We start from the raw sequence: 19,291 nt of genomic DNA on the forward strand, positions 1-19,291 counted from the left end.
TCTATGTCTACGAACCTGCTATACATCAAAAACATGGTGTGCCCCCGCTGCGTCGAAGCCGTGCACAACCTGCTGGAGCGCGCCGGCTACAAACCCAAAGCCGTGACCCTGGGCACCGCCGAGCTGGACGCCGCCACCCCCGCCGACCCCGAAACCGTGGCCCCGCTGCTCGAAGCTGCCGGCTTCGAGCTGCTGCGCGGCCGCGCCGAGCAGCTCACCGAGCAAATCAAGGCCCTGCTCGCCGACTACCTCGACCACCTGCGCACGGCCCGCTCGCCGCTCACCACGTCGGCCTTCCTCACCGAGCGCCTGGCCGCCACCTACTCGCACCTGAGCAAGGTATTTTCGCGCACCGCCAACCTCACCATCGAGAAGTACCTCATCCGCCTCAAAATCGAGCACGTGAAGGAGCTGCTCAGCTACGGCGAGCTTACCCTGAACCAGATTGCCGACCAGATGCGCTACAGCTCGGGCCAGCACCTGAGCAACCAGTTTCGCCAGGTCACGGGCCACTCCGTCAGTGAGTTCCGCCGCCTGGCCCTGCCCGCCCGCGTGTCGCTGGACGCGCTGTAGCGTACCGGTTTTATGCCTACAAAAAGGGGCCCCTGCCGGTTTGGCAGGGGCCCCTTTTTATAGGGTTATTGACTATAGCGGGGTGGTCCGGCGAATTGCCCGAAGGGCTTCGTCGGGCCACTCTTACGATGCCCGGAGACGCGGTAGTAAGAGTGGCCCGACGACAGAAAAAGTCGCCGGACCACCCCGGTTTAGACCACCGCCTGAACTACTTGTACGATTTGCAGGCTTCCAGGCAGGCCTGACAGGCGGCGGCGCAGGCCTGGCAATGGGCGTGCTGGTGCTGGGCGCATTCGTCGTGGCACTTCTGGCAGATTTCGATGCACTCCTTGAGAATGTGCGGGGCGTGGTCGGAGCCGCGGGCGATGAAGGCGGCGGTGAGGCGGCAGATGTCGGCGCAGTCGCGGTCGAGGCGGATGCAGGGCACCATCATCTGGAGGTTGTCTTCGCCAAGGCAGGCGGTGGCGCAGTGCTCGCAGGCGGCCACGCAGCGGGCGAGGGCATCGAGCACGTCTTGGTGGGCGGGACGGGGGGCGGTGGAAATGGCCATCGGAAATGGTGGATAAGTAGTGTGGAAAACCGGCACGTGCCGGTTAATAGGTTTTACGGGGGCGGCCCGGGGCGGGCCGTGCAGGATTCTGCTAAAACCCAACACCATTCGGGGCCTGTCCCATAATGCTGTTGGCGGAGCGCCGAATAGTGTAGGTTTGCCCGCAAACCCAGCGGGGAGCCCCGGCGTTTTAACGCCATGAATATCTCGCTACTTGCTGCGCCCCGGGCCGCTAAATGCACGGCTACTTTGCTGACGGCCGCCGGGCTGCTGGCCTTCGGTACAGCCCCCGCCCGCGCCCAAACCACCATGCCGGGCATGAGCATGCCGATGCCCACCGTGCCAACCTATACAGCTCACCACCAGGCGAATACCAGAGTGCTTGAGGGTGGAATGACGGGCGAACCCAGTGGCTATACCATGTCGGCCGCTACTTCGCGCAACCTGCCCATGAACCGCAACGGCTCGGCCACCAGCTGGCAGCCCGACGCCACGCCCATGTATATGTGGATGACCCACAAGGGCCCCTGGATGGTGATGGCCCACGGCGGGGCCTACGGCCGCTACACCAGCCAGAACTTCAACCACGGCAACGGCCGCGGCCACGCCAGCGCCGTGGACGGCCCCAACTGGGGCATGGCCATGGCCCAGCGCAACGTGGGCACCCACGGCCTGCTGAACCTCACGCTGATGATGTCGCTCGACCCGCTGACGGAAACCCGCGGCGGCTACCCGCTGCTGTTCCAGACCGGCGAGAGCTACCAGGGCCAGCCGCTCATCGACAAGCAGCACCCGCACGACCTGGTTTCGGGCTTGAGCGTGGGCTACACCCACGCCGTGAGCCACGACGTGGACGTGAGCCTGTACCTGGGCTACCCCGGCGAGCCGGCCATCGGGCCGGTGGCCTTCATGCACCGCCTCTCGGCCATGCCCAACCCCGACGCGCCCCTCTCGCACCACTGGACCGACGCCACGCACATCGCCTTCGGGGTGGCCACGCTGGGCGTGCGCTATAAGCAGTTTAAGCTGGAAGGCAGCAACTTCACCGGCCGCGAGCCCGACGAGCACCGCTACAATTTCGACAAGCCCCGGGCCGACTCCTGGGCCGCCCGCCTGAACTGGAACCCCAGCCGCGAGCTGGCCCTGCAAGTGAGCCGCGCCTTCATCAAAAGCCCCGAGGACCTGCACCCCGACGAGAACGTGACCCGCACCACGGCCAGCATCCTGCACAGCCACAACTTCGGCGATGCCCGCCACTACATCGCCTCGGCCCTCGTTTGGGGCATGAACGAGGGCCACACCGCCCACCCCGAGCACGCCGTGCTGGCCGAAACCAACCTCACCCTGGGCCGCCCCACTTTTTATGGTCGCTACGAGTTCGTGCAGAAGGACAGCGAGGAGCTGGGCTACTACTTGCAGGGCCCCGCCGACCAGCCCATCTTCTCGGTCTTCAACGTGCACGCCCTCACGCTGGGGGCCAGCTACCGCCTCACCGCCGACGACTTTCGGGGCCCCGAGGTGCACATCGGTGGCCAGCTCACCGGCTACGTGCCGGCCGCCGCGCTGCGCTCACTCCACGGCGACGTGCCCCTCTCGGCCTCGGTGTACGTGCGCCTGAACGCGCCCTGGATGAGCATGGGCAAAATGAGCGGCATGAAAATGTAACCGCACGGGGCGGGCTGCCGGCTTTTTCGCCGGCTGCCCGCTGATCGTTGCGCCAATGCGCCAAGTTGAACGGCCGTTTAGGACCCCCGGGCACCCATTGCTACAAGGCAGCGATTACCGGGCAGCCGGCGAAAAGCCGGCAGCCCGGCCCGTTCCCGCCCGCCACCACCGCCCGCCATTCCTGCCCGACCTTTGCGGCCACTGAACCCGGGGGCCCCTGGCCGGGTTGAAGGCTACCGTGTCGCTCGCTGCTCCCAAAATCCTGCTCATCACCCCGCCGCTCACGCAGCTCAACACCCCCTACCCGGCCACGGCCTACATCAAGGGGTTTTTGAAGGGCCGCGGCTACGACGTGGCGCAGGCCGACCTGGGCCTGGCGCTGGTGCTGCGCCTGTTTTCGGTGGAGGGGCTGAAGCGGGTTTTTGCCGAAATCGAAGCCGGCGACTTCGCCCTCAGCGACAACGCGAAAAGGATGCTGCGGCTCCAGAACCGCTACCTGGCCACCGTGGCGCCGGTCGTGCGCTTCTTGCAAAACAAGGACCTGACCCTGGCCCCGCGCATCTGCCACGGCCGCTTCTTGCCCGAAGCCAGCCGCTTCGACAACGTGGCCGACCTCGAAACCGCCTTCGGCACCATGGGCCTCACCGACCAGGCCCGCCACCTGGCCACGCTGTACCTGGAGGATTTGGCCGACCTCATCAAGGAAACCGTGGGCCCCCACTTCGGCTTCTCGCGCTATGCCGAAAAGCTGGCCCTCTCCGCCACCAGCTTCGAGCCCCTGCACCAGGCCCTGCAAGCGCCCGCCAACCTGCTGGATTCCTTGCTGTTGGAGGAGCTGGACGCGCTGCTGGCGCGCACGCAGCCCGACGTGGTGGGCTTCACCGTGCCCTTTCCCGGCAACCTCTACGGGGCCCTGCGCCTGGCCCAGCGCATCAAGCAAACCCGCCCCGCGACGCGTACCATCATGGGCGGCGGCTACCCCAACACCGAGCTGCGCACCATCCAGGAGCCGCGCTTTTTCGACTACATCGACCACCTCACCCTCGACGACGGCGAGGGGCCCTGGCTGCGCCTGTTCGATTTCTGGGCCGGCAAAATCCCGCAGGGCGAGCTGCAACGCACGTTTTCGCGCGGCGAATCCGGTGATATTCAGTACGTTAACCACCCGCACCCCGACGTGCCGCACCCCGAGGTGGGCACGCCCGACTACTCCGACCTGCCCCTCACCGACTACCTCTCGGTGCTGGAAGTGCTGAATCCCATGCACCGCCTCTGGAGCGACGGCCGCTGGAACAAGCTCACCGTGGCCCACGGCTGCTACTGGAAGCGCTGCTCGTTTTGCGACGTCACGCTCGACTACATCAGCCGCTACGAAACCGCGCCGGCCACCCTGCTCGTGGACCGCATCGAGCAAATCATCGCCCAGACCGGCCAGACCGGCTTCCACTTTGTGGACGAGGCCGCCCCGCCCCTCGCGTTGCGCGACCTGGCCGTGGAGCTGCTCCGGCGGCGCGTGGCCATCACCTGGTGGGGCAACATCCGGTTCGAAAAAACCTTCTCGCCCGACCTCTGCCGGCTGCTGGCCGCCTCGGGCTGCATCGCCATTTCGGGGGGCCTGGAAGTGGCCTCCGACCGGCTGCTGGCGCTGATGGAAAAGGGCGTCACCCTCGCCCAGGTGGCGCGCGTCACGGACGGCTTCACCCGGGCCGGCATCATGGTGCACGCCTACCTGATGTACGGCTTCCCCACCCAAACGGCTCAGGAAACCGTTGATTCGCTGGAAGTTGTGCGGCAGCTGTTTGCCGCCGGCGTGGTGCAGAGCGGCTACTGGCACCGTTTCTCGATGACGGCCCACTCGCCGGTGGGGAAAAACCCGGCCAAGTACCAGGTGGCCGCCGTGGGCCCCGAGCCCGCCGGCTTCGCCTGGAACGACCTCTGGCACGACGACCCCCTCGGCACCGACCACGAAGCCTTCGGCCCCGGCCTGGCCAAAAGCCTCTACAACTACCTCCACGGCGTGGCCCTGGAGGAGCCGCTGGGCTTCTGGTTCGACTTCAAAACGCCCAAAACCACCACCCCGCGCCAGCTGGTGGCCCAGGCCCTGCAAGCCCCCGAGAAGCCCGACTTCGCCAAGCAAAACCAGCGCCTTTTCTGGCTCGGCAACGCCCCCGAGCTGCGCGTGGAGGCCGGCAAAAAAGGCACCCGCGCCGTCCTCACCTGCTACGAGCAAGCCGAGGATTTCGAGGTGAAAGCGCCCGAAGCCGCCGGCCGCTGGCTGCACGAGCTGCTGGTGCAGCTCAGCCACGACTACGACACGAAAGTGCTGCTCAAGGAAGCCGCCGCCACTTTTCCCGCCGCCGCGGGCCCCTTCGACGCCTTCCTCCTCAGCCCCGCCTGGCAGCTGCTGCGCGAAAAAGGCCTGCTGCTGCTGTAGCTTGGGCCGGTAGCGCGTCTGTAGCGCGAATTTTGTAGCCCGCGGCCTTCGCTTCGTCCTGCCGGTGACCGCGCAACGCCAAGCCGGGCAGCGACGCGAACCACAAAGTTCGCGCTTCATCCTGCTAGCTTCGCCCATTCATGTCGCGCATCACCAAAACCCTGCGGGCCCTGGGCCGCCTGGCCCGTAACCCCTGGCTGCTGAACAGCGTGCTGGCCGCCGATACCGCCGCCTGGCAGCGGCAGGCCCTGGCCCACGCCGCCCGCTGGGGCGTGGGGCCCCTGGGCCTGCCCGTGGTGCCGCTGCGCCACTTTCTGCCCCCCGGCGGGGCAGACACCGTGGCCCCCTTCGCCTTCCAGGACGGCGGCTCGCTGCCCACCGACCTGGCCCTGCTGCGCGGCCTGGCCCGGCAGCGCCCCGGCTGCCGCTACTTTGAAATCGGGACCTGGCGGGGCGAAAGTGCGGCCAACGTGGCCGCCGTAGCCGCGTCGGTCCACACCCTCAACCTCTCGGCCACCGAGATGCGGGCTTTGGGCTTGCCAGATGAGTACATCGACTCGCACGGGTTTTTCTCGAAAGATTGGCCCAACGTGACGCACCTGCACGGCAACTCCGCAACCTTCGATTTCGCCGGCCTGGGCCGGCTATTTGACTTGATTTTCATCGACGGCGACCACCACCACGACGCCGTACGCCGCGACACGGCCCGCGTGTTCGCGCACCTCGTGGGCCCCGCAACCGTGGTGGTGTGGCACGACGCCAGCCGCCAGCCCGGGGCCCCGCGCTGGGAAGTACTGGCCGGCCTGCTCGCCGGCCTGCCCGTCGCCGTCGCCGGGCACCTGTATCAGGTAAGTCATTCGCTGTGCGCTATTTACAGTCCGCACCCGCTGCCCGCTGCCCCGCCCAACCCCTGGACCCCACCGCTGGCCCACCGCGTAACAGTGGAGCTGCCGCAATAGCGCATTGCTGGAGCGAGTGCGATGTAGCGCGAACTTTGTAGTTCGCGGCTCTGAACAGTCGCCCAACGATGAACCGGCAGGACGAAGCGAGAGCCGCGAACTACAAAGTTCGCGCTACATCGCACTCGCTCTGAAACGACTTTGGGGCCCCTACTGCGGGCGGGGCAGCCACTGCACCACCGCATCGGGCAGGCCCGGGGCGAAGGTGGGGCCCCCAGGGCCGGGCACCAGTAAGTCGGGGCCCGCGGTGCGGTAGGTGCGCACGGCGGGGCTGCGCAGGGCCCCGCGCAAGCTGGCGGCGGCCGCGGCGCTGCTGGTTCCGCTGCCGCCGTACAGGCCCAGCACGGGCAGCTTTTGGCGGGCCAGGGCGCGGTAGGCGTCGCGGCTGGCGGCAGCGGCGGGCGCGTTTTGCACAATGAAGAACGCCATGCTGGGGCCCCAAGGGGCGGCCAGGGCCAGCGCCGCGGCGTCGGCGCGGGGGCCGGTGGCCCAAATGCCGAGGTTGGCGGTATCCACGCCGGCGGTGTTGCGCAGCAGGCGGCGGGCAGCCCGCAGCTGGGCCGCCGCGGTGGCGGGGCCGGCCGAGTCGGCGGCGGGCAGCAGCAGCACCGCCAGGCCTTCGCGGGCCAGGGCGTCGGCCCAGGTGGCGGCCGAGGGGCCCGTAACGGCATCGGGCAGCAGGGCCAGGCCGGGGCCCACCGTCTGCACGTCGGCCGGGGCAAACAGCCAGGCCGAGCCCTGGGCCTGCGGCACTTCTTCTACGCGGTACGCGGTGGGCGTGGGCGGGCCGCGCCGCACCAGCAATACGGCGGCCCGTGCCGAATCGAGGCGCAGCGTGCCGCGCCAGAAGTCGCCGTCGAGCGCCAGGGCCAGCACTTCGCCGGGGCGGCCGGGGCGCACGAGGCGCAGCTGCCCGTTCAGAAACGCCACGGTGTCGGCCACGAAGCGCAGCGCCGGGGCCCCGGTCAGCTCGGCGGTGTAGTGGCCGGGGGCGGGGTGGCGCAGCTCCAGGGCCACGGGCAGGGCCAGCCCGGCTAGCTGCGCCGTGCCCGCGTAGTGGCCCACCGGCGGCGGGGGCGGGGCGGCGCGGTCGGCGGCGGGCTGGCAGGCGGGCAGCCACGGCGCGGCGGCCAGCAGCGCCAGCCACCGGGCCCCCCGCCGGGCGCGGGCATACAAGCGTGTCAAGGAAGATTCAGGCACGGCCAAAAGTAGGCACGGACCGCCGAGAGGCCCGGTCCGGCGCGGGGGGGCGCCGCGTCAGCGGCCGGCCAGGCCCTTGCGCATAATCAGGTCGGTTTGCAGGTCTTGCCCCAGCTGGAAGGGGTGCTGCCCGATTTGGCGGAAGCCGAAGCGCTGGTAAAAGGCCCGGGCCCGGTCGTTTTTCTCCCACACGCCCAGTACCACGGCCGAATGGTGCAGCTGTTCGGCCAGGGCCAGCACGGCGCGCATCAGGGCCGCGCCCAGGCCGGTGCCCAGCCAGTCTTCGGCCACGTAAAGGCGTTCGATTTCGAGGCGGCCGGTGGGGTCCTGGCCGTCGGGCAGGCCCAGGGCCGAGGGCTCGCGCAGCTTGGCGTAGCCCACCAGGGCCCCCTGCACGTGGGCCAGCAGAAAGGTGTTGGCGGGGTCTTGCAACTCGGCCAACTGCAACTCAGGGCCAAAGTTTGCGGCCAGGTAGGCGGCCATGTCGGCGGGCGTGTTGGTGGCGGCAAACGTGTCGTGGAACGTTTGGCGGCCCAGCTCGGCCAGCTGGGCGGCGGTGGCGGCGTTGGCTTTGGCCAGGGCAATGCGGAGGGGAGAAGACATAAGGCGGGCAAAGGTCGGGCCCGGCGGCCAAATGCCCCGCCCCGGGGCTTCAGAGGATGGTTTCCTTGGCGGGCCCGTCTTCGAGGCGGCCGCCGCGCAGCAGCCGCCGGCCGTAGCGCACCAGCAGGCCGGCCCCCACCAAGCCCAGCAGGTACAGCAGCACCAGGCCCACCTCCAGGCTGCCTTCGATGCCCTCGCGCGACCATGCGTAGGCGGCAATGCCGAGCCGGATGAGCTGGCCCAGCCCCAGCAGCAGGCCCGTCCACAGAAACATCCAACCCAACAAGCGGCGCGTGGCCGGCGACAGCATGACATTGGCCATAGGCTGTTACATACGCCGCCCGGCCGGGGCGGGTTCTTTGCCGGGCCGGGCTTGCCAATTGCCCGCCCCGCCGTACTTTTGCCCCAGCCAACCCCCGCGAGAGTAGCTCAGTTGGTAGAGCATCAGCTTCCCAAGCTGAGGGTCGCGAGTTCGAACCTCGTTTCTCGCTCATTGCTTAACAGCCCCGCAGATGCAAATCTGCGGGGCTGTTTTGCTTTTGGCGCATACGGTAGGGCATACTTTATAAGTGTCCTTTTGAACCCGGTATCCAGGCCCTGCCCCTCTGTGAGCGAACTTTTACCAGGTGGCTGGGGGTGCCGTTTCGATCTGGAGAAGCCCCGCGAGAAGGGCTTGCGCCGCCTCGTCCAGGGCCGCTCTGACTCGTTTTTCCAACTCAAGGCTCGGGTACGAGCTGTTCGGGTACCAAATGCCAGCGAACCCCCTGCTCAGCCGGTAGTGCCGTTCGCTCAGGGCTTGCGTGGCGTACCCGGACCGCACCCACAGGTTGAGTTCGCCCGGCGATAGGCGGGAATCCGACGGGCTGGAAAAGCTGTAGGGTTCGCCAAACCCCGACAATTCAACCCGGTAGCGGCCCGCGCGCGCTTCGACCCGGAACCGACACCAGAGCAGCGCGCTTGGGCCGGGTTTTCCGTTGGGCCGGCGCACTTGCAGTTGGGTGTAGCCGCTGCCCAGCAGCAGGTGGCGCGTGGAATCGTCGAGCTGCACGGCTTGGTGCGCGTCGTCGAAGGTGAGGACGGCCCATTCGCGGGCGCGGGCGTACAGGTCCGCCGCCGAGCGGCCCGGCACCGGCACCACCTGTTGGTAGCGCAGCGTATCGGGCAAGAGCGCTTGTGCCCGCCCGGCCCGCGGACAGCCACCGATTAACAGCAAGAGGACGAAGGCGTATTTCATGGCCCAAAATACAGCCTCGGCGCAAACCGTGCTGCACGCGTAACGCGCGCTCCCCACGGAAGCTGGCCCCAAAACCGGCGACGAATAACCGGCCACTGCTAAGAAGCCGTTGGAGTTAATAAAATGGCCTTACTCCTCAGCTAACTCAAGCAGCTTCTTAACCCTTCTATGTCTTAACCCGGTTTTCGCTGGGCGGCGAGGGCGCGTGGCAAGCGGGGCGGGGCCCACCGGCTACCGGGCGGGCTGCAGCTCCAGCGACTCGGCCAGCAGCTCGGCCAGGGCCTCGTCGGGCATCATTTCCAGCGGGGCAAACCGGTCCTGGTGGAAATTGGCCTCGGGGTAGCCGGGGGCCACGCCCTGGTTGTCGATTTCGGCCAGCGTGAGGCCCCAGGCCGCGCCCACGGCGTACAGCTCGCGCACGTGGTAGGTGGGGCCCGACCGGGGCACGCGGATGTGGGGGTTTTGGGCCAGCAGCACGCTGAAATCGTCGTTCACGCACACCACGGCTTGGCCTTCGTGGAATTTGGGGGGCTTCATGGCAGGCATTTGTTGTGTACGACAACAAAGTTCGGAACTTCGTGCCAGTATTGGGACACTTGGCCGGGGCGGGCGCGTACACGAATGGCGGCCCGGCCGGTTAACGGAAAAACAACCGGCGGGCCGTGCCCGCGCTGCTCTTCACCAACCCCCGACGTTGCCCATGGCCGATTTTGCCGCTGCTGCCCCGGTCTTTTCCGCCGACGTACTGGCGGATTTTCCGCTCGATGGCCTGTTGGCCGGCCTGTTCGACGCCGCGCCGACCGGCCTTGCCCTGTGCAAGCCCGTGCGGGGGGCGGGCGGCGAAATCGTGGAGTTCGCCTTCGCTCTCCTCAACGGGGCGGCGCAGCGCCGGCTGGGGCTGCCGGCCCGCCCAACCCCCGCCGCCCGCGGACTGGGGCCCGGCACCGCGCCCGGCGGGGCGTTTGAGCTGTGCCGCGACGTGTTCGAGGCGGGGCAGCCGGGGGCGCGCGAATTCCGCTCCCCGCCCGCCGGCCCCGCCGGCCCCAATCCCTACCACTGCCTGGCCGCCCGCCGGGTGGGGCAGGGGCTACTGGTGAGCTTCGCCGGCCCCGAAGCCGACCCGCGCCCGCCCGCTGAACCGACCCGAAGCGAAGCCGACGCCCGCGAGCAGGCCGCCCGCGCCGCGGGCGAGCGCAACCAGCTCCGGGAACTCATCGACCAGGCCCCGGTGGCCATCGGGCTGTTCGAGGGGCCCGAGCTGCGCGTTACGGCCGCCAACCGGGCCCTGGCCGCCCTGTGGGACTACACCCCGGCCCAGGTGCTGGGCCGCCCCCTGCTCGAAGCCGTGCCCGAGCTGCGCGGGCAGGGCTTCGACGACTTGCTGCGCCGGGTGCTGGAAACCCGGGTGCCGTTCGTGGGCAACGAGGTGCCGGCCCGGCTGCGGCGCGACGGCCGGCTCACGACCACGTACTACAACTTCGTGTACCAGCCCTTGTACGCGGCCGACGGGTCGGTGCTGGGCGTGGTTAACGTGGCCATGGAGGTAACCGAGCAGGTGCGGGCCCGCCAGCTGGTGGAAGAAAAGGAGCAGCAGACCAACCAGCTCAACGAGGAGCTGGCCGCCACCAACGAAGAGCTGCAAGCCGCCAACGAGGAGCTGGCCGCCGCCAACGAAGAGCTGCAAGCCGCCAACGAGGAAGTGCGGGCCAACAACGTCGAGCTGTTTCATACCCAGCAGGCCCTGCGCGAGCTGAACCAGCAGCTCGAGGCCCGCGTGGCCGACCGCACCGCCCAGCTGCAGGCGGCCCGGGCCGAAGCCGAGCACCAGCGGGCCCGCCTGCACCGCCTGTTCATGCAGGCCCCGGCCGCCGTCTGCATCCTCGACGGGCCCGAACTGGTGTTTGAGCTGGTGAACCCCGGCTACCGGGCCCTGTTTCCGGGCCGCCGCCTGGCCGGCCGCCCCCTGCTGCACGCCCTGCCCGAGCTGGCCGGCCAGTCCGTGTGGCACACCCTGCGCCGGGTGTACGCCACCGGCGAAACCCACCAGGAAGCCGCCATCCGCGTGCCGGTGGCCCGGCACGAGGGCGGGCCCCTGGAAGATTTTTACCTCGACTACATCCAGCAGGCCCGCTACGACGAGCAGGGCCGCGTCGACGGGGTGCTGGTGTTTGCCTTCGACGTGACGGCGCAGGTGCGGGCCCGCCAGGCCAGCGAGGCCAGCGCCCGGCAGCTGCGGGTCATTACCGACGCGCTGCCGGTGCTCATCGGCTACCTCGACCAGCAGCAGCGGTTCCAGTTCGCGAACCGCGCCTACGAGGCCTGGTTCGACCAGAAGCCGGCGGACCTGCTCGGCCGCCCCCTGGCGGAAATCGCCACCGACGGGCGCTACGAAAGCGTGCGGGGCTACCTGGAGCGGGCCCTGGCCGGCGAGCACACCGAGTTCGACGCCCAGATGACGTTTTCCGCCGGCGCCGTCCGGCACCTGCGCACCGCCTACCTGCCCGACGTGCAGGACGGCCGCGTGGCGGGGTGTTTCACCCTGGCCACCGACGTGACCGACCAGGTAGTGGCCCGCGAGCAGGTGCAGCGCCTGAACCAGGAGCTGGCCGCCACCAACCAGGAGCTGCAGGCCGGCAACCAGGAGCTGGGGGCCGCCAACCGCCAGCTCCAGCGCATCAACCAGGACCTCGACAACTTCGTGTACGCCGCCAGCCACGACCTCAAGCAGCCCGTCAACAACCTGACGGGGCTGTTTGAGGAGTTGCGCCGCGCCGCGCCGGCCGCCGCGGGCTCCGACGCGGCCCTGCTGCTGGACCTCATCGACGGCACCCTGCGCCAGCTCACGCTCACCATCAACGACCTGGCCGACGTGGGCCAGGTGCAGCAGGGGGCCAACCCGGCCGAGGCCGTGCCGCTGGCCGAGCTGGCCGAAGAAGTGCTGGCCACCCTGCACCCCCAGGTGCTGGCCGCCCGCGCCCGCGTCACCACCGATTTCAGCGCCCGGCCCACCGTGTCGTACCCCCGGGCCCACCTGCGCATCGTCCTGCTCAACCTGCTCGGCAACGCCCTCAAGTACGCCGACCCCGCCCGGCCCGCCCGCGTCCGCCTCTCGCTGTGGGTGCAGGACGGGGCCCCGGTGCTGCTGGTGGAAGACAACGGCCTGGGCTTCGACGTGCGGCGCCACCAGGGCGAGCTGTTCCAGCTTTTCCGCCGCTTCCACACCCACACCGAGGGCACCGGCGTGGGCCTCTACCTCGTCAACCGCATCGTGCAGGGCCACGGCGGCCGCCTCGAGGTGGAAAGCGAGGTGGGCGAGGGCACCACGTTCCGGGTGTACCTGGGGGGGCAGTAGGCGCGGGGCCGGCCGGGGCGGCGGCCCTACGCGGCTTCGGGGGCGTCTTCCTGGGCGTCTTCCTGGCCGTCGAGCAGGTATTCGCGGATGCGGTTGATGTGCACCTTCAGGTCTTCGAGGCGCTCGTCCTGCCGGGCCGTCTGGTAGCGGTCGTCGTGCGCGGCGAGGCTGGCCAGCAGGTGCCGGCGCTCTTCCATCATGCGCAGGGCCACCCACATGGTTTCCTCCATGCTGCGCCGCGAGCTGGCCAGCAGCGCGTCGGCGGTGTAGGCGTGGCCCGTGTGGCAGCGGAAGCGCGGCACCCGGCCGTGGGTCACCTTCCAGAGGTTGCCGCCGCAGTCGGGGCAGGTGTGGGGCACCAGGTGCCCGAGTTTGCTGGCTTGGTTGGTAGCTCCCACGACGCGCTCGGCAATGGCCGCTTCTATTTTTAAATCGGGTGGAATGTCCAGCTGGTTGGCCGGCGCGGCGCAGGCGGGGCCCACCAGCTCCACGAGCAGGGCCCCCATGCCCGCAATGGGCATCACGTAGTCGACGGCCACGTGGCGCAGGGCGCTTTCGGGCATGCTGGGAAACTCGGCCTCGGCGGGGTCCTGCACCACGGCCGTGCCCCCGCAGCGCTTCACAAACTCCAGGCCGGCGGTGCCGTCGTGCAGCATGCCGGTGAGCACCACCCCAATCGTGTGCGAGTCGAAGGCCACGGCCGCCGCCCGGAACAGGGCATCGGCGGCGGGGCGGTAGCTGTTTTCGAGCGGGCCCTTGGTCACCAGCACCTGGTCGTCCTTCACCAGCAGGTGGCGGTCGGGCGGGGCCAGGTAGAGGTGGCCGGCCAGCAGCGGGGCCCCGTGGCCGGCCACCTGGCAGTGCAAGGCGGTGCGGGCGGCCAGCCGGGCCACGATGCCCTCGGCGTCGGCGTCGGGCGAAAGGTGCTGCACCACGAGCACGGCGGCGGGCAGCGCGGCGGGCAGCTGGGCCACCAGCCGCGCGAGGGCCGGCATGCCGCCGGCCGAAGTACCGATAACGATGAGGTGCGAGGGAGCGGCCACGGGGAAGGAGAAATAAATGAAACGGTACCCGCGGCTGCCCCCGATGGGTAAATCAAACCAGCCGGAGATACGTACAGCTGGTCGGTTTGGTGGCCGTTTCTTTGCAAATTTGTGGGCCAATCCCGCCAGTTTTTGCGGTTGGGCTTACTTTATTGCCCCCATGACTCCTTTTGCACCGTTTGCCGACGGGCCCCCCGGGGCCGGCCCCGACCCGGCCGCCGTGGCCCCCGTCGCGGCCGAATCGGTGACGCCCCGGCCGCGGGCCGGCAGCGGGCCCCCCGACAGGTTCGCCGTGGTGGCGCTGTGCGGCTCGGCGGGCTCGCTCGAAGCCCTGGAGCAGTTTTTTGCCTACCTGCCCATCGACGGCGGCCCGGCGTTTGTGGTCGTCACGCACCAGGGGCCCGGCGCCCCCGGCCTGCTGGCCCAGGTGCTGCAAGGCTGCACGGCCCTGCCCGTGGCCGAGGCCGCCGACGGCCTGCGCCTGCGCCCCAACCACGTGTACGTGGGGCCCCCCGGCCACGACCTGAGCCTGCTGCACGGCTGCCTCTACCTGCTGCCGCCCAGCCAGCCGGCCGGCCGCCACCTGCCCATCGACTTCTTCCTCCAGACCCTGGCCAAGGACGCCGGCGAGCGGGCCGTGTGCATCATTTTCTCGGGTCTGGGCTCCGACGGCAGCCTGGGGCTGAAGCTGGTGATGGAAAACTTCGGCATGGTGATGGCCCAGGCCCCCGACACGGCCGCCTTCGACGCCATGCCCCGCGCCGCGCTGGCCACCGAGTTCGTCGATTTCGTGCTGCCCCCGGCCCAGCTGCCGGCCCAGCTGCTCGACTACGTGGCGCGGCCGCTCGCGGCCCGCGCCCCGCGCGAGCCCCTGGCCGGGGCCGACGCGCGGCCGGCCCACGCGCTCCAGAAAATTTTCCTGCTCATCCGCAACCGAACCGGGCACGACTTCAGCTTTTACAAGCGCAACACGATGTTCCGGCGCATCGAGCGCCGCATGAACGCCCACCAAATCAAGGAGTTTCCGCACTACGTGCGCTACTTGCAGGAAAACTCCGCCGAGGTGGACCAGCTCTTCCACGAGCTGCTGATTGGGGTGACGAAGTTTTTCCGCGACGCGGAGGCCTTCGCCAGCCTCCTGGCCCAGCTGCGGCCGCTGCTGCTGCGCAAAGAGCCCCACGCCACCGTGCGGGTCTGGGCCCCGGGCTGCTCGACGGGCGAAGAAGCCTACTCGCTGGCCATGACCCTGCTCGAAGGCCTGGACGCGGTGAGCGCCACCCGCCGCCTCAAGCTCCAGATTTTTGCTTCTGACATTTCGGCCGAGGGCATCGAGTTCGCCCGCGCCGGCCTCTACCCCGCCAACATCGCCGCCGACGTGAGCCCCGGGCGGCTGGCCCGCTTCTTCCTGAAGGCCGAGGGCGGCGGCTACCAGATTCGCAAGGAAGTGCGCGACGTGGTGGTGTTCGCCCTGCACAACCTCAACCGGGACGCGCCCTTCACCAAGCTCGACCTGCTGTGCTGCCGCAACCTGCTCATCTACCTGAGCGCGGAGCTGCAAAAGCAGCTGCTGCCCGTGTTCCACTACGCCCTGCTGCCCGGGGGCCTGCTGTTTCTGGGCCCCAGCGAAAACCTGACCGGCTTCCACGACCTGTTCCAGCCCCTGGACGCGAAGTGGAAAATCTCGCGGCGCCTCGAAACCTCGGCGTCGCCCACGCGGTTGCTCAATTTCCCCTTCGCCCTGACGCGCCAGGCCCCGGCCGCGCCCCCCGCCGTGCCCTCCCCCGCCTCCCTTGCCCACCGCGTGGGCGGCCCCCTCGCCGCCCTGGTCCAGAAAACCCTGCTCGACGGCTACACCCCGCCGGCGGTGGTCGTGAACGCCAAGGGCGAAATCCAGTACGTGAACGGGCGCACCGGCAAGTACCTGGAGCCCGCCCCCGGCCTGAGCGGCCTGAACCTGTTCGAGATGGCCCGCGAGGAGCTGCGCCTCGACCTGCGCGGGGCCGTGCACCGGGCCCTGGACACCCACGAGCCCGTGGTGCTGGACGAAGCGCACGTGCAAACCGACGCCGGCCGGCAGCTGCTGCGCCTCACGGTGCGGCCCCTGGCCGCCCCCGACGCCCTGGCCGGCCTGCTGCTGGTGGTGTTCGAAGACCTGCCCACCCCGCGCCGGGTGCGCCGGGCCAAGGACTACGCCGCCCCCGCCGGCCCGGACCGCGACGCCGCGGTGGCCGCCCTCGACAAGGAGCTGCAGTACACCCGGTACCGCCTGCACACCACCGTGGAGGAGATGGAAAGCAGCCTGGAGGAGCTGAAAAGCACCAACGAAGAGCTGCAAAGCGCCAACGAGGAGCTGCAAAGCACCAACGAGGAGGCCATGACCAACAAGGAGGAGCTGCAGAGCCTGAACGAGGAGCTGCTGACCCTGAACACGCAGTACCTGGCCAAAACCGAGGAGCTGAGCCAGGCGGCCAACGACATGAAGAACCTGCTCGACGCCACCGAAATCGCCATTATCTTTTTGGATAACGACATGGTGGTGAAGCGCTTCACGCCGCCGGCGGGCCGCATCGTCAGCCTGCTGCCCTCGGACGTGGGCCGGCCCCTGGCGCACTTTGCCTCCAGCCTGCGCTACGAGCACCTGCTGCGCGACGTGCGCCGGGTGCTCGAGCGCCTCGTGCCCGTGGAGGTGAACATCCAGACCACGCAGGACGGCTGGTACACGATGCGCATCCTGCCCTACCGCTCGCTCGACAACTACATCAACGGGGCCGTCGTCACCTTCACCGACATCACGGCCCTCAAGCGCCTCGAAGCGCAGCTCCAGGACACGGCCGAGTTCACCAAAAGCCTCCAGGAAACGGTGCTCCAGCCCGTGGTGGCCCTCGACGCCGACCTGCGCGTGTACCTGGCCAACGAGGCCTTCGCCGCGGCCTTCGGGGCCCCGGCGGCCGCGCTGCGCGGCCAGCCGCTGGCCGCCATCGGCGGCGGGGCCTGGAACCAGCCGGCGCTGCTGACCCAGCTGGCCGGGCTGCTCGACCCCGCCGCCGACCCCACCGCTCACTTCGACGACCTGGTGCTGACGGCCGACTTCGCCGGCCTGGGCCGCCGCCGCGCCGTGCTCTACGGCCGCCGCCTGCTGCACCAGGGGCAGCCCACCGGCCGCGTGCTGCTGGGCGTGCAGGTGCTCGACGAAGCCGGGTAGGCGGGCCCGCCCCAACCCCGGGGCGGTGTTTTGCGTTGGCCAGCAGGTAGCTATATAGTGGGCTTGTTTCCGCACAAGGCCATTCTTCTCCGCCCCCGCCCATGAACCGCCCCGACCCCTACGCGGCTTTGCAAGACCTGCGGGCCCGCGCCGAGCGGCGGCGGCTGGCCGCCAGCGTGCCGCCCGCGCCCGCCGACGCCCAGCGCCTGGTGCAGGAGCTGCAAACCCACCAGATAGAGCTGGAAATGCAGTACGAAGAGCTGCTGCTGGCCCAGGCCGCCGCCGAAGCCAGCCGCGCCCAGTACGTGGATTTGTACGACTTCGCGCCCGTAGGCTACTGCACCCTGGCCCCCGACGGCACCCTGGCCCAGCTCAACCTGTACACCGCCCAGCTGCTGGGGGCCACGCGCCAGGAGCTGCTGGGGCGGCGGCTGGCCCTGTTCGTGGCCCCGGCCGGGCGCGCCGCGCTGGCCCAGTTCCTGGCCGGGCTGTGGGCGGCCCCGGGCGTGCGCCGCACCTGCGAGCTGGCCCTGCACCGCCCCGCGGGGGCCGCCCCGCAGTTCGTGCAGCTCGAGGGCGCGGTGGCCGCCGCCGCCGCCGACCCCACCGGGCCCCTGGCCTGCCGCCTGGCCCTGGCCGACGTGACGGCCCGCCGCGCGGCCGCCGACGCGCTGGCCGCCAGCGAAGCCCGCTTCCGGGCCACCTTCGAGCAGAGCCACGACGGCCTGGTGCTGCTGAGCGGCCTGTGCCTGGTGGACGCCAACGCCACCGCCCTGCGCCTGCTGGGGGCCACCGAAAAAAAAGAAGTGCTGGGCCGCCACCTGGCCGGGTTCTGGCCCGACGACCAGCCCGACGGCTGCCCGCTGCGGGAGGCGCTGCACCACTGCGCCCACGAAGCCCGGGCGCACGGCTGGCACCGCCACGAGTGGCGGCGCTACGACGCGGCCGGCCGGCCGCGCTGGGACGAGCTGTCCTTCAACCCGGTGCTGGTGGCGGGCGAGCCGCTGCTGCACGTGGCCCTGCGCGACGTCACCGAGCGCAAGCTCGGCCAGCAGCGCCTCGAGGAAAACGAAGCCCGCCTGAACCTGGCGCTGGAAGCCTCGGACACCGGCGTTTTTGCCTGGGACGTTGCCAGCAAGCAATTGGTGTGGGACGCCCGCGCGCAGGCCGTGTTCGGCCGGGCCTTCGACCCCGCCCCCGTGCCGGTGCCGGTGCAAATGCTGGGCGAGCGCCTGCACCCCGACGACGCCCCCCGGGTGTGGGCGGCCGCCAAAGCGGCCATTGCCGCCCGCGTCCCGCTCACCATCGAATACCGGGTGGTGTGGCCCGACGGCTCGGTGCACCACGTGTCGGCGGCGGGGCGGGCGGTGGCCAATGCGCAGGGCCAGTTCACGGGCTTTGCCGGCGTGTTGCGCGACGTGACGGCCCTGTACGCCGCCGAAGAAGAGCTGCGCTACAAAAACCGCCTGCTCGACCACATCCTGCAAAACCTGCCCGTCATCCTGACCCGCTTCGGCCCCGAAGGCCGCTACCGCAGCTCGGCCGGGGCCGGCCTGCGCCGCCTGGGCCTGGCCGATGGCGAGCTGGTGGGGCGGGTGGCCGCCGAGGTGTTTCCGGGCGAAGCCGAGTCCTTCCGGCGCCTGCTGGCGGGCCGGGGCGACAGCCACCTGGCGGCGCTGGGCACCCCCGAGCGGCCCGCCTACTTCCTCACCTACAGCTTCTGGGACCCCATTTACCGCGAAGGGGTCCGGTTTTCGCTCGACGTCACCGAGTCGGAGCTGCTCAAGCAGGGGGCCGCCCGGCAGCAGCAGCAGCGGCAGCAGGAAGTGCTGGCGGCCATCCTCACCACCCAGGAGGAGGAGCGCCGCCGCATTGCCGAGGCCCTGCACAACGGCGTGGGCCAGCTGCTCTACGCCACCCGCCTGCACCTCGACGGCCTGCCGACTTCCGAGCCGGTGCGGGCCGGCCAGGGCCTGGTCAACGAGGCCATCCGGGCCACGCGCACGCTCTCGTTCGAGCTGACGCCGGGCATTCTGGAAGACTTTGGCCTGGCCGTGGCCCTGGGCGAGCTGGCCAAGCGCGTCCCCGCCGCCCAGCTGGCCGTCGATTTGAACCTGCACGGCCTCGACGCGCCCCTGGCCCCGGCCCTGGCCACGGCCGTGTACCGGGTAGTGCAGGAGCTGCTCAACAACGTGATGAAGCACTCCCAGGCCCGGGAGGTGTTCGTGCAGGTGGCCCGCGAGGGCCCCGAGGTGCACCTGAGCGTGGAAGACAACGGCGTGGGCTTCGACCCCGAAAGCCCGGCCGCCCGCTCGGGCCTGGGGCTGGCCAGCATCCGCACCCGGGTGGTCTCGCTGAGCGGCACCCTGTCCGTGCAAGGCCGGCCCGGCCACGGCACGGGCGTGTTCATCACCCTGCCAGTGGCAAGTTAGTTGGCAATTGTTAGTTGTTCGTTGTCAGGGAGTAGTGCGAATAG

At 69.8% G+C, this 19,291-nt stretch carries 14 protein-coding genes and 1 tRNA gene; 8 read left to right on the forward strand and 7 right to left on the reverse strand.

Annotation, left to right across the window (positions count from 1 at the left end):
• The first annotated feature begins 3 nt into the window (after positions 1-3).
• Positions 4-573 (forward strand): helix-turn-helix domain-containing protein, encoded by a 570-nt coding sequence (locus HNP98_RS04250; protein WP_173808810.1) that lies wholly within the window; start codon positions 4-6, stop codon positions 571-573.
• 208 nt (positions 574-781) lie between these two features.
• Here the strand turns inward: HNP98_RS04250 and HNP98_RS04255 are convergent, their stop codons facing one another.
• Positions 782-1,123 (reverse strand): four-helix bundle copper-binding protein, encoded by a 342-nt coding sequence (locus tag HNP98_RS04255; RefSeq protein WP_173808811.1) that lies wholly within the window; start codon positions 1,121-1,123, stop codon positions 782-784.
• A gap of 198 nt (positions 1,124-1,321) precedes the next feature.
• Here HNP98_RS04255 and HNP98_RS04260 point away from each other — a divergent pair, with 198 nt between their 5' ends.
• From HNP98_RS04260 to HNP98_RS04270, 3 genes are all read left to right on the forward strand, one after another.
• On the forward strand, positions 1,322-2,788 hold the full coding sequence (locus HNP98_RS04260; RefSeq protein ID WP_173808812.1) for a hypothetical protein: 1,467 nt from the start codon (positions 1,322-1,324) through the stop codon (positions 2,786-2,788).
• 238 nt (positions 2,789-3,026) lie between these two features.
• On the forward strand, positions 3,027-5,222 hold the full coding sequence (locus tag HNP98_RS04265; RefSeq protein WP_173808813.1) for a B12-binding domain-containing radical SAM protein: 2,196 nt from the start codon (positions 3,027-3,029) through the stop codon (positions 5,220-5,222).
• 140 nt (positions 5,223-5,362) lie between these two features.
• Complete coding sequence (locus tag HNP98_RS04270; protein ID WP_173808814.1) at positions 5,363-6,181, forward strand: class I SAM-dependent methyltransferase; 819 nt, start codon at positions 5,363-5,365, stop codon at positions 6,179-6,181.
• A 150-nt stretch (positions 6,182-6,331) separates the two neighbouring features.
• Here HNP98_RS04270 and HNP98_RS04275 read toward each other — a convergent pair whose 3' ends face one another.
• The 3 genes from HNP98_RS04275 to HNP98_RS04285 are packed head-to-tail and all read right to left on the reverse strand — an operon-like array spanning position 6,332 to position 8,306.
• Positions 6,332-7,381, reverse strand: coding sequence for a hypothetical protein (locus HNP98_RS04275; protein ID WP_173808815.1), 1,050 nt, complete (start codon positions 7,379-7,381; stop codon positions 6,332-6,334).
• 57 nt (positions 7,382-7,438) lie between these two features.
• Complete coding sequence (locus HNP98_RS04280; protein ID WP_173808816.1) at positions 7,439-7,984, reverse strand: GNAT family N-acetyltransferase; 546 nt, start codon at positions 7,982-7,984, stop codon at positions 7,439-7,441.
• A gap of 49 nt (positions 7,985-8,033) precedes the next feature.
• Complete coding sequence (locus HNP98_RS04285) at positions 8,034-8,306, reverse strand: hypothetical protein (protein WP_173808817.1); 273 nt, start codon at positions 8,304-8,306, stop codon at positions 8,034-8,036.
• Between the two features lie 96 nt (positions 8,307-8,402).
• Here HNP98_RS04285 and HNP98_RS04290 point away from each other — a divergent pair.
• Positions 8,403-8,475: transfer RNA gene (locus HNP98_RS04290), tRNA-Gly, on the forward strand.
• Between the two features lie 128 nt (positions 8,476-8,603).
• Here the strand turns inward: HNP98_RS04290 and HNP98_RS04295 are convergent.
• Together HNP98_RS04295 and HNP98_RS04300 are read right to left on the reverse strand one after the other, a co-directional pair.
• A complete protein-coding gene (locus tag HNP98_RS04295; RefSeq protein ID WP_173808818.1) occupies positions 8,604-9,218 on the reverse strand; it encodes a DUF4468 domain-containing protein in 615 nt (204 codons plus the stop codon).
• A gap of 231 nt (positions 9,219-9,449) precedes the next feature.
• The gene (locus tag HNP98_RS04300; RefSeq protein WP_173808819.1) at positions 9,450-9,755 is read right to left on the reverse strand and encodes a hypothetical protein; all 306 of its coding nucleotides are present in this window, start codon (positions 9,753-9,755) and stop codon (positions 9,450-9,452) included.
• 163 nt (positions 9,756-9,918) lie between these two features.
• On the opposite strand from HNP98_RS04300, the gene HNP98_RS04305 reads away from it, so the two are divergent.
• Positions 9,919-12,570 (forward strand): PAS domain-containing protein, encoded by a 2,652-nt coding sequence (locus HNP98_RS04305; protein WP_173808820.1) that lies wholly within the window; start codon positions 9,919-9,921, stop codon positions 12,568-12,570.
• A 26-nt stretch (positions 12,571-12,596) separates the two neighbouring features.
• Here the strand turns inward: HNP98_RS04305 and HNP98_RS04310 are convergent, their stop codons facing one another.
• Complete coding sequence (locus HNP98_RS04310) at positions 12,597-13,613, reverse strand: chemotaxis protein CheB (RefSeq protein WP_173808821.1); 1,017 nt, start codon at positions 13,611-13,613, stop codon at positions 12,597-12,599.
• Between the two features lie 160 nt (positions 13,614-13,773).
• Here HNP98_RS04310 and HNP98_RS04315 point away from each other — a divergent pair, with 160 nt between their 5' ends.
• Together HNP98_RS04315 and HNP98_RS04320 are read left to right on the forward strand one after the other, a co-directional pair.
• Positions 13,774-16,815, forward strand: a complete 3,042-nt coding sequence (locus HNP98_RS04315) for a CheR family methyltransferase (RefSeq protein ID WP_173808822.1) — start codon at positions 13,774-13,776, stop codon at positions 16,813-16,815.
• A gap of 101 nt (positions 16,816-16,916) precedes the next feature.
• Positions 16,917-19,247, forward strand: a complete 2,331-nt coding sequence (locus HNP98_RS04320) for a sensor histidine kinase (RefSeq protein ID WP_173808823.1) — start codon at positions 16,917-16,919, stop codon at positions 19,245-19,247.
• Positions 19,248-19,291 lie beyond the last annotated feature (44 nt).

The organism is Hymenobacter caeli (assembly GCF_013294115.1).
Classification (GTDB): domain Bacteria; phylum Bacteroidota; class Bacteroidia; order Cytophagales; family Hymenobacteraceae; genus Hymenobacter; species Hymenobacter caeli.

What these genes read in the sequence shown, in the direction of transcription:
- HNP98_RS04295 (WP_173808818.1), bottom strand. Translation starts at nt 9,218, where the DNA reads ATGAAATACGCCTTCGTCCTCTTGCTGTTAATCGGTGGCTGTCCGCGG.
- HNP98_RS04315 (WP_173808822.1), top strand. Translation starts at nt 13,774, where the DNA reads ATGACTCCTTTTGCACCGTTTGCCGACGGGCCCCCCGGGGCCGGCCCC.
- HNP98_RS04270 (WP_173808814.1), top strand. Translation starts at nt 5,363, where the DNA reads ATGTCGCGCATCACCAAAACCCTGCGGGCCCTGGGCCGCCTGGCCCGT.
- HNP98_RS04300 (WP_173808819.1), bottom strand. Translation starts at nt 9,755, where the DNA reads ATGAAGCCCCCCAAATTCCACGAAGGCCAAGCCGTGGTGTGCGTGAAC.
- HNP98_RS04250 (WP_173808810.1), top strand. Translation starts at nt 4, where the DNA reads ATGTCTACGAACCTGCTATACATCAAAAACATGGTGTGCCCCCGCTGC.
- HNP98_RS04320 (WP_173808823.1), top strand. Translation starts at nt 16,917, where the DNA reads ATGAACCGCCCCGACCCCTACGCGGCTTTGCAAGACCTGCGGGCCCGC.
- HNP98_RS04255 (WP_173808811.1), bottom strand. Translation starts at nt 1,123, where the DNA reads ATGGCCATTTCCACCGCCCCCCGTCCCGCCCACCAAGACGTGCTCGAT.
- HNP98_RS04305 (WP_173808820.1), top strand. Translation starts at nt 9,919, where the DNA reads ATGGCCGATTTTGCCGCTGCTGCCCCGGTCTTTTCCGCCGACGTACTG.
- HNP98_RS04280 (WP_173808816.1), bottom strand. Translation starts at nt 7,984, where the DNA reads ATGTCTTCTCCCCTCCGCATTGCCCTGGCCAAAGCCAACGCCGCCACC.
- HNP98_RS04285 (WP_173808817.1), bottom strand. Translation starts at nt 8,306, where the DNA reads ATGGCCAATGTCATGCTGTCGCCGGCCACGCGCCGCTTGTTGGGTTGG.
- HNP98_RS04260 (WP_173808812.1), top strand. Translation starts at nt 1,322, where the DNA reads ATGAATATCTCGCTACTTGCTGCGCCCCGGGCCGCTAAATGCACGGCT.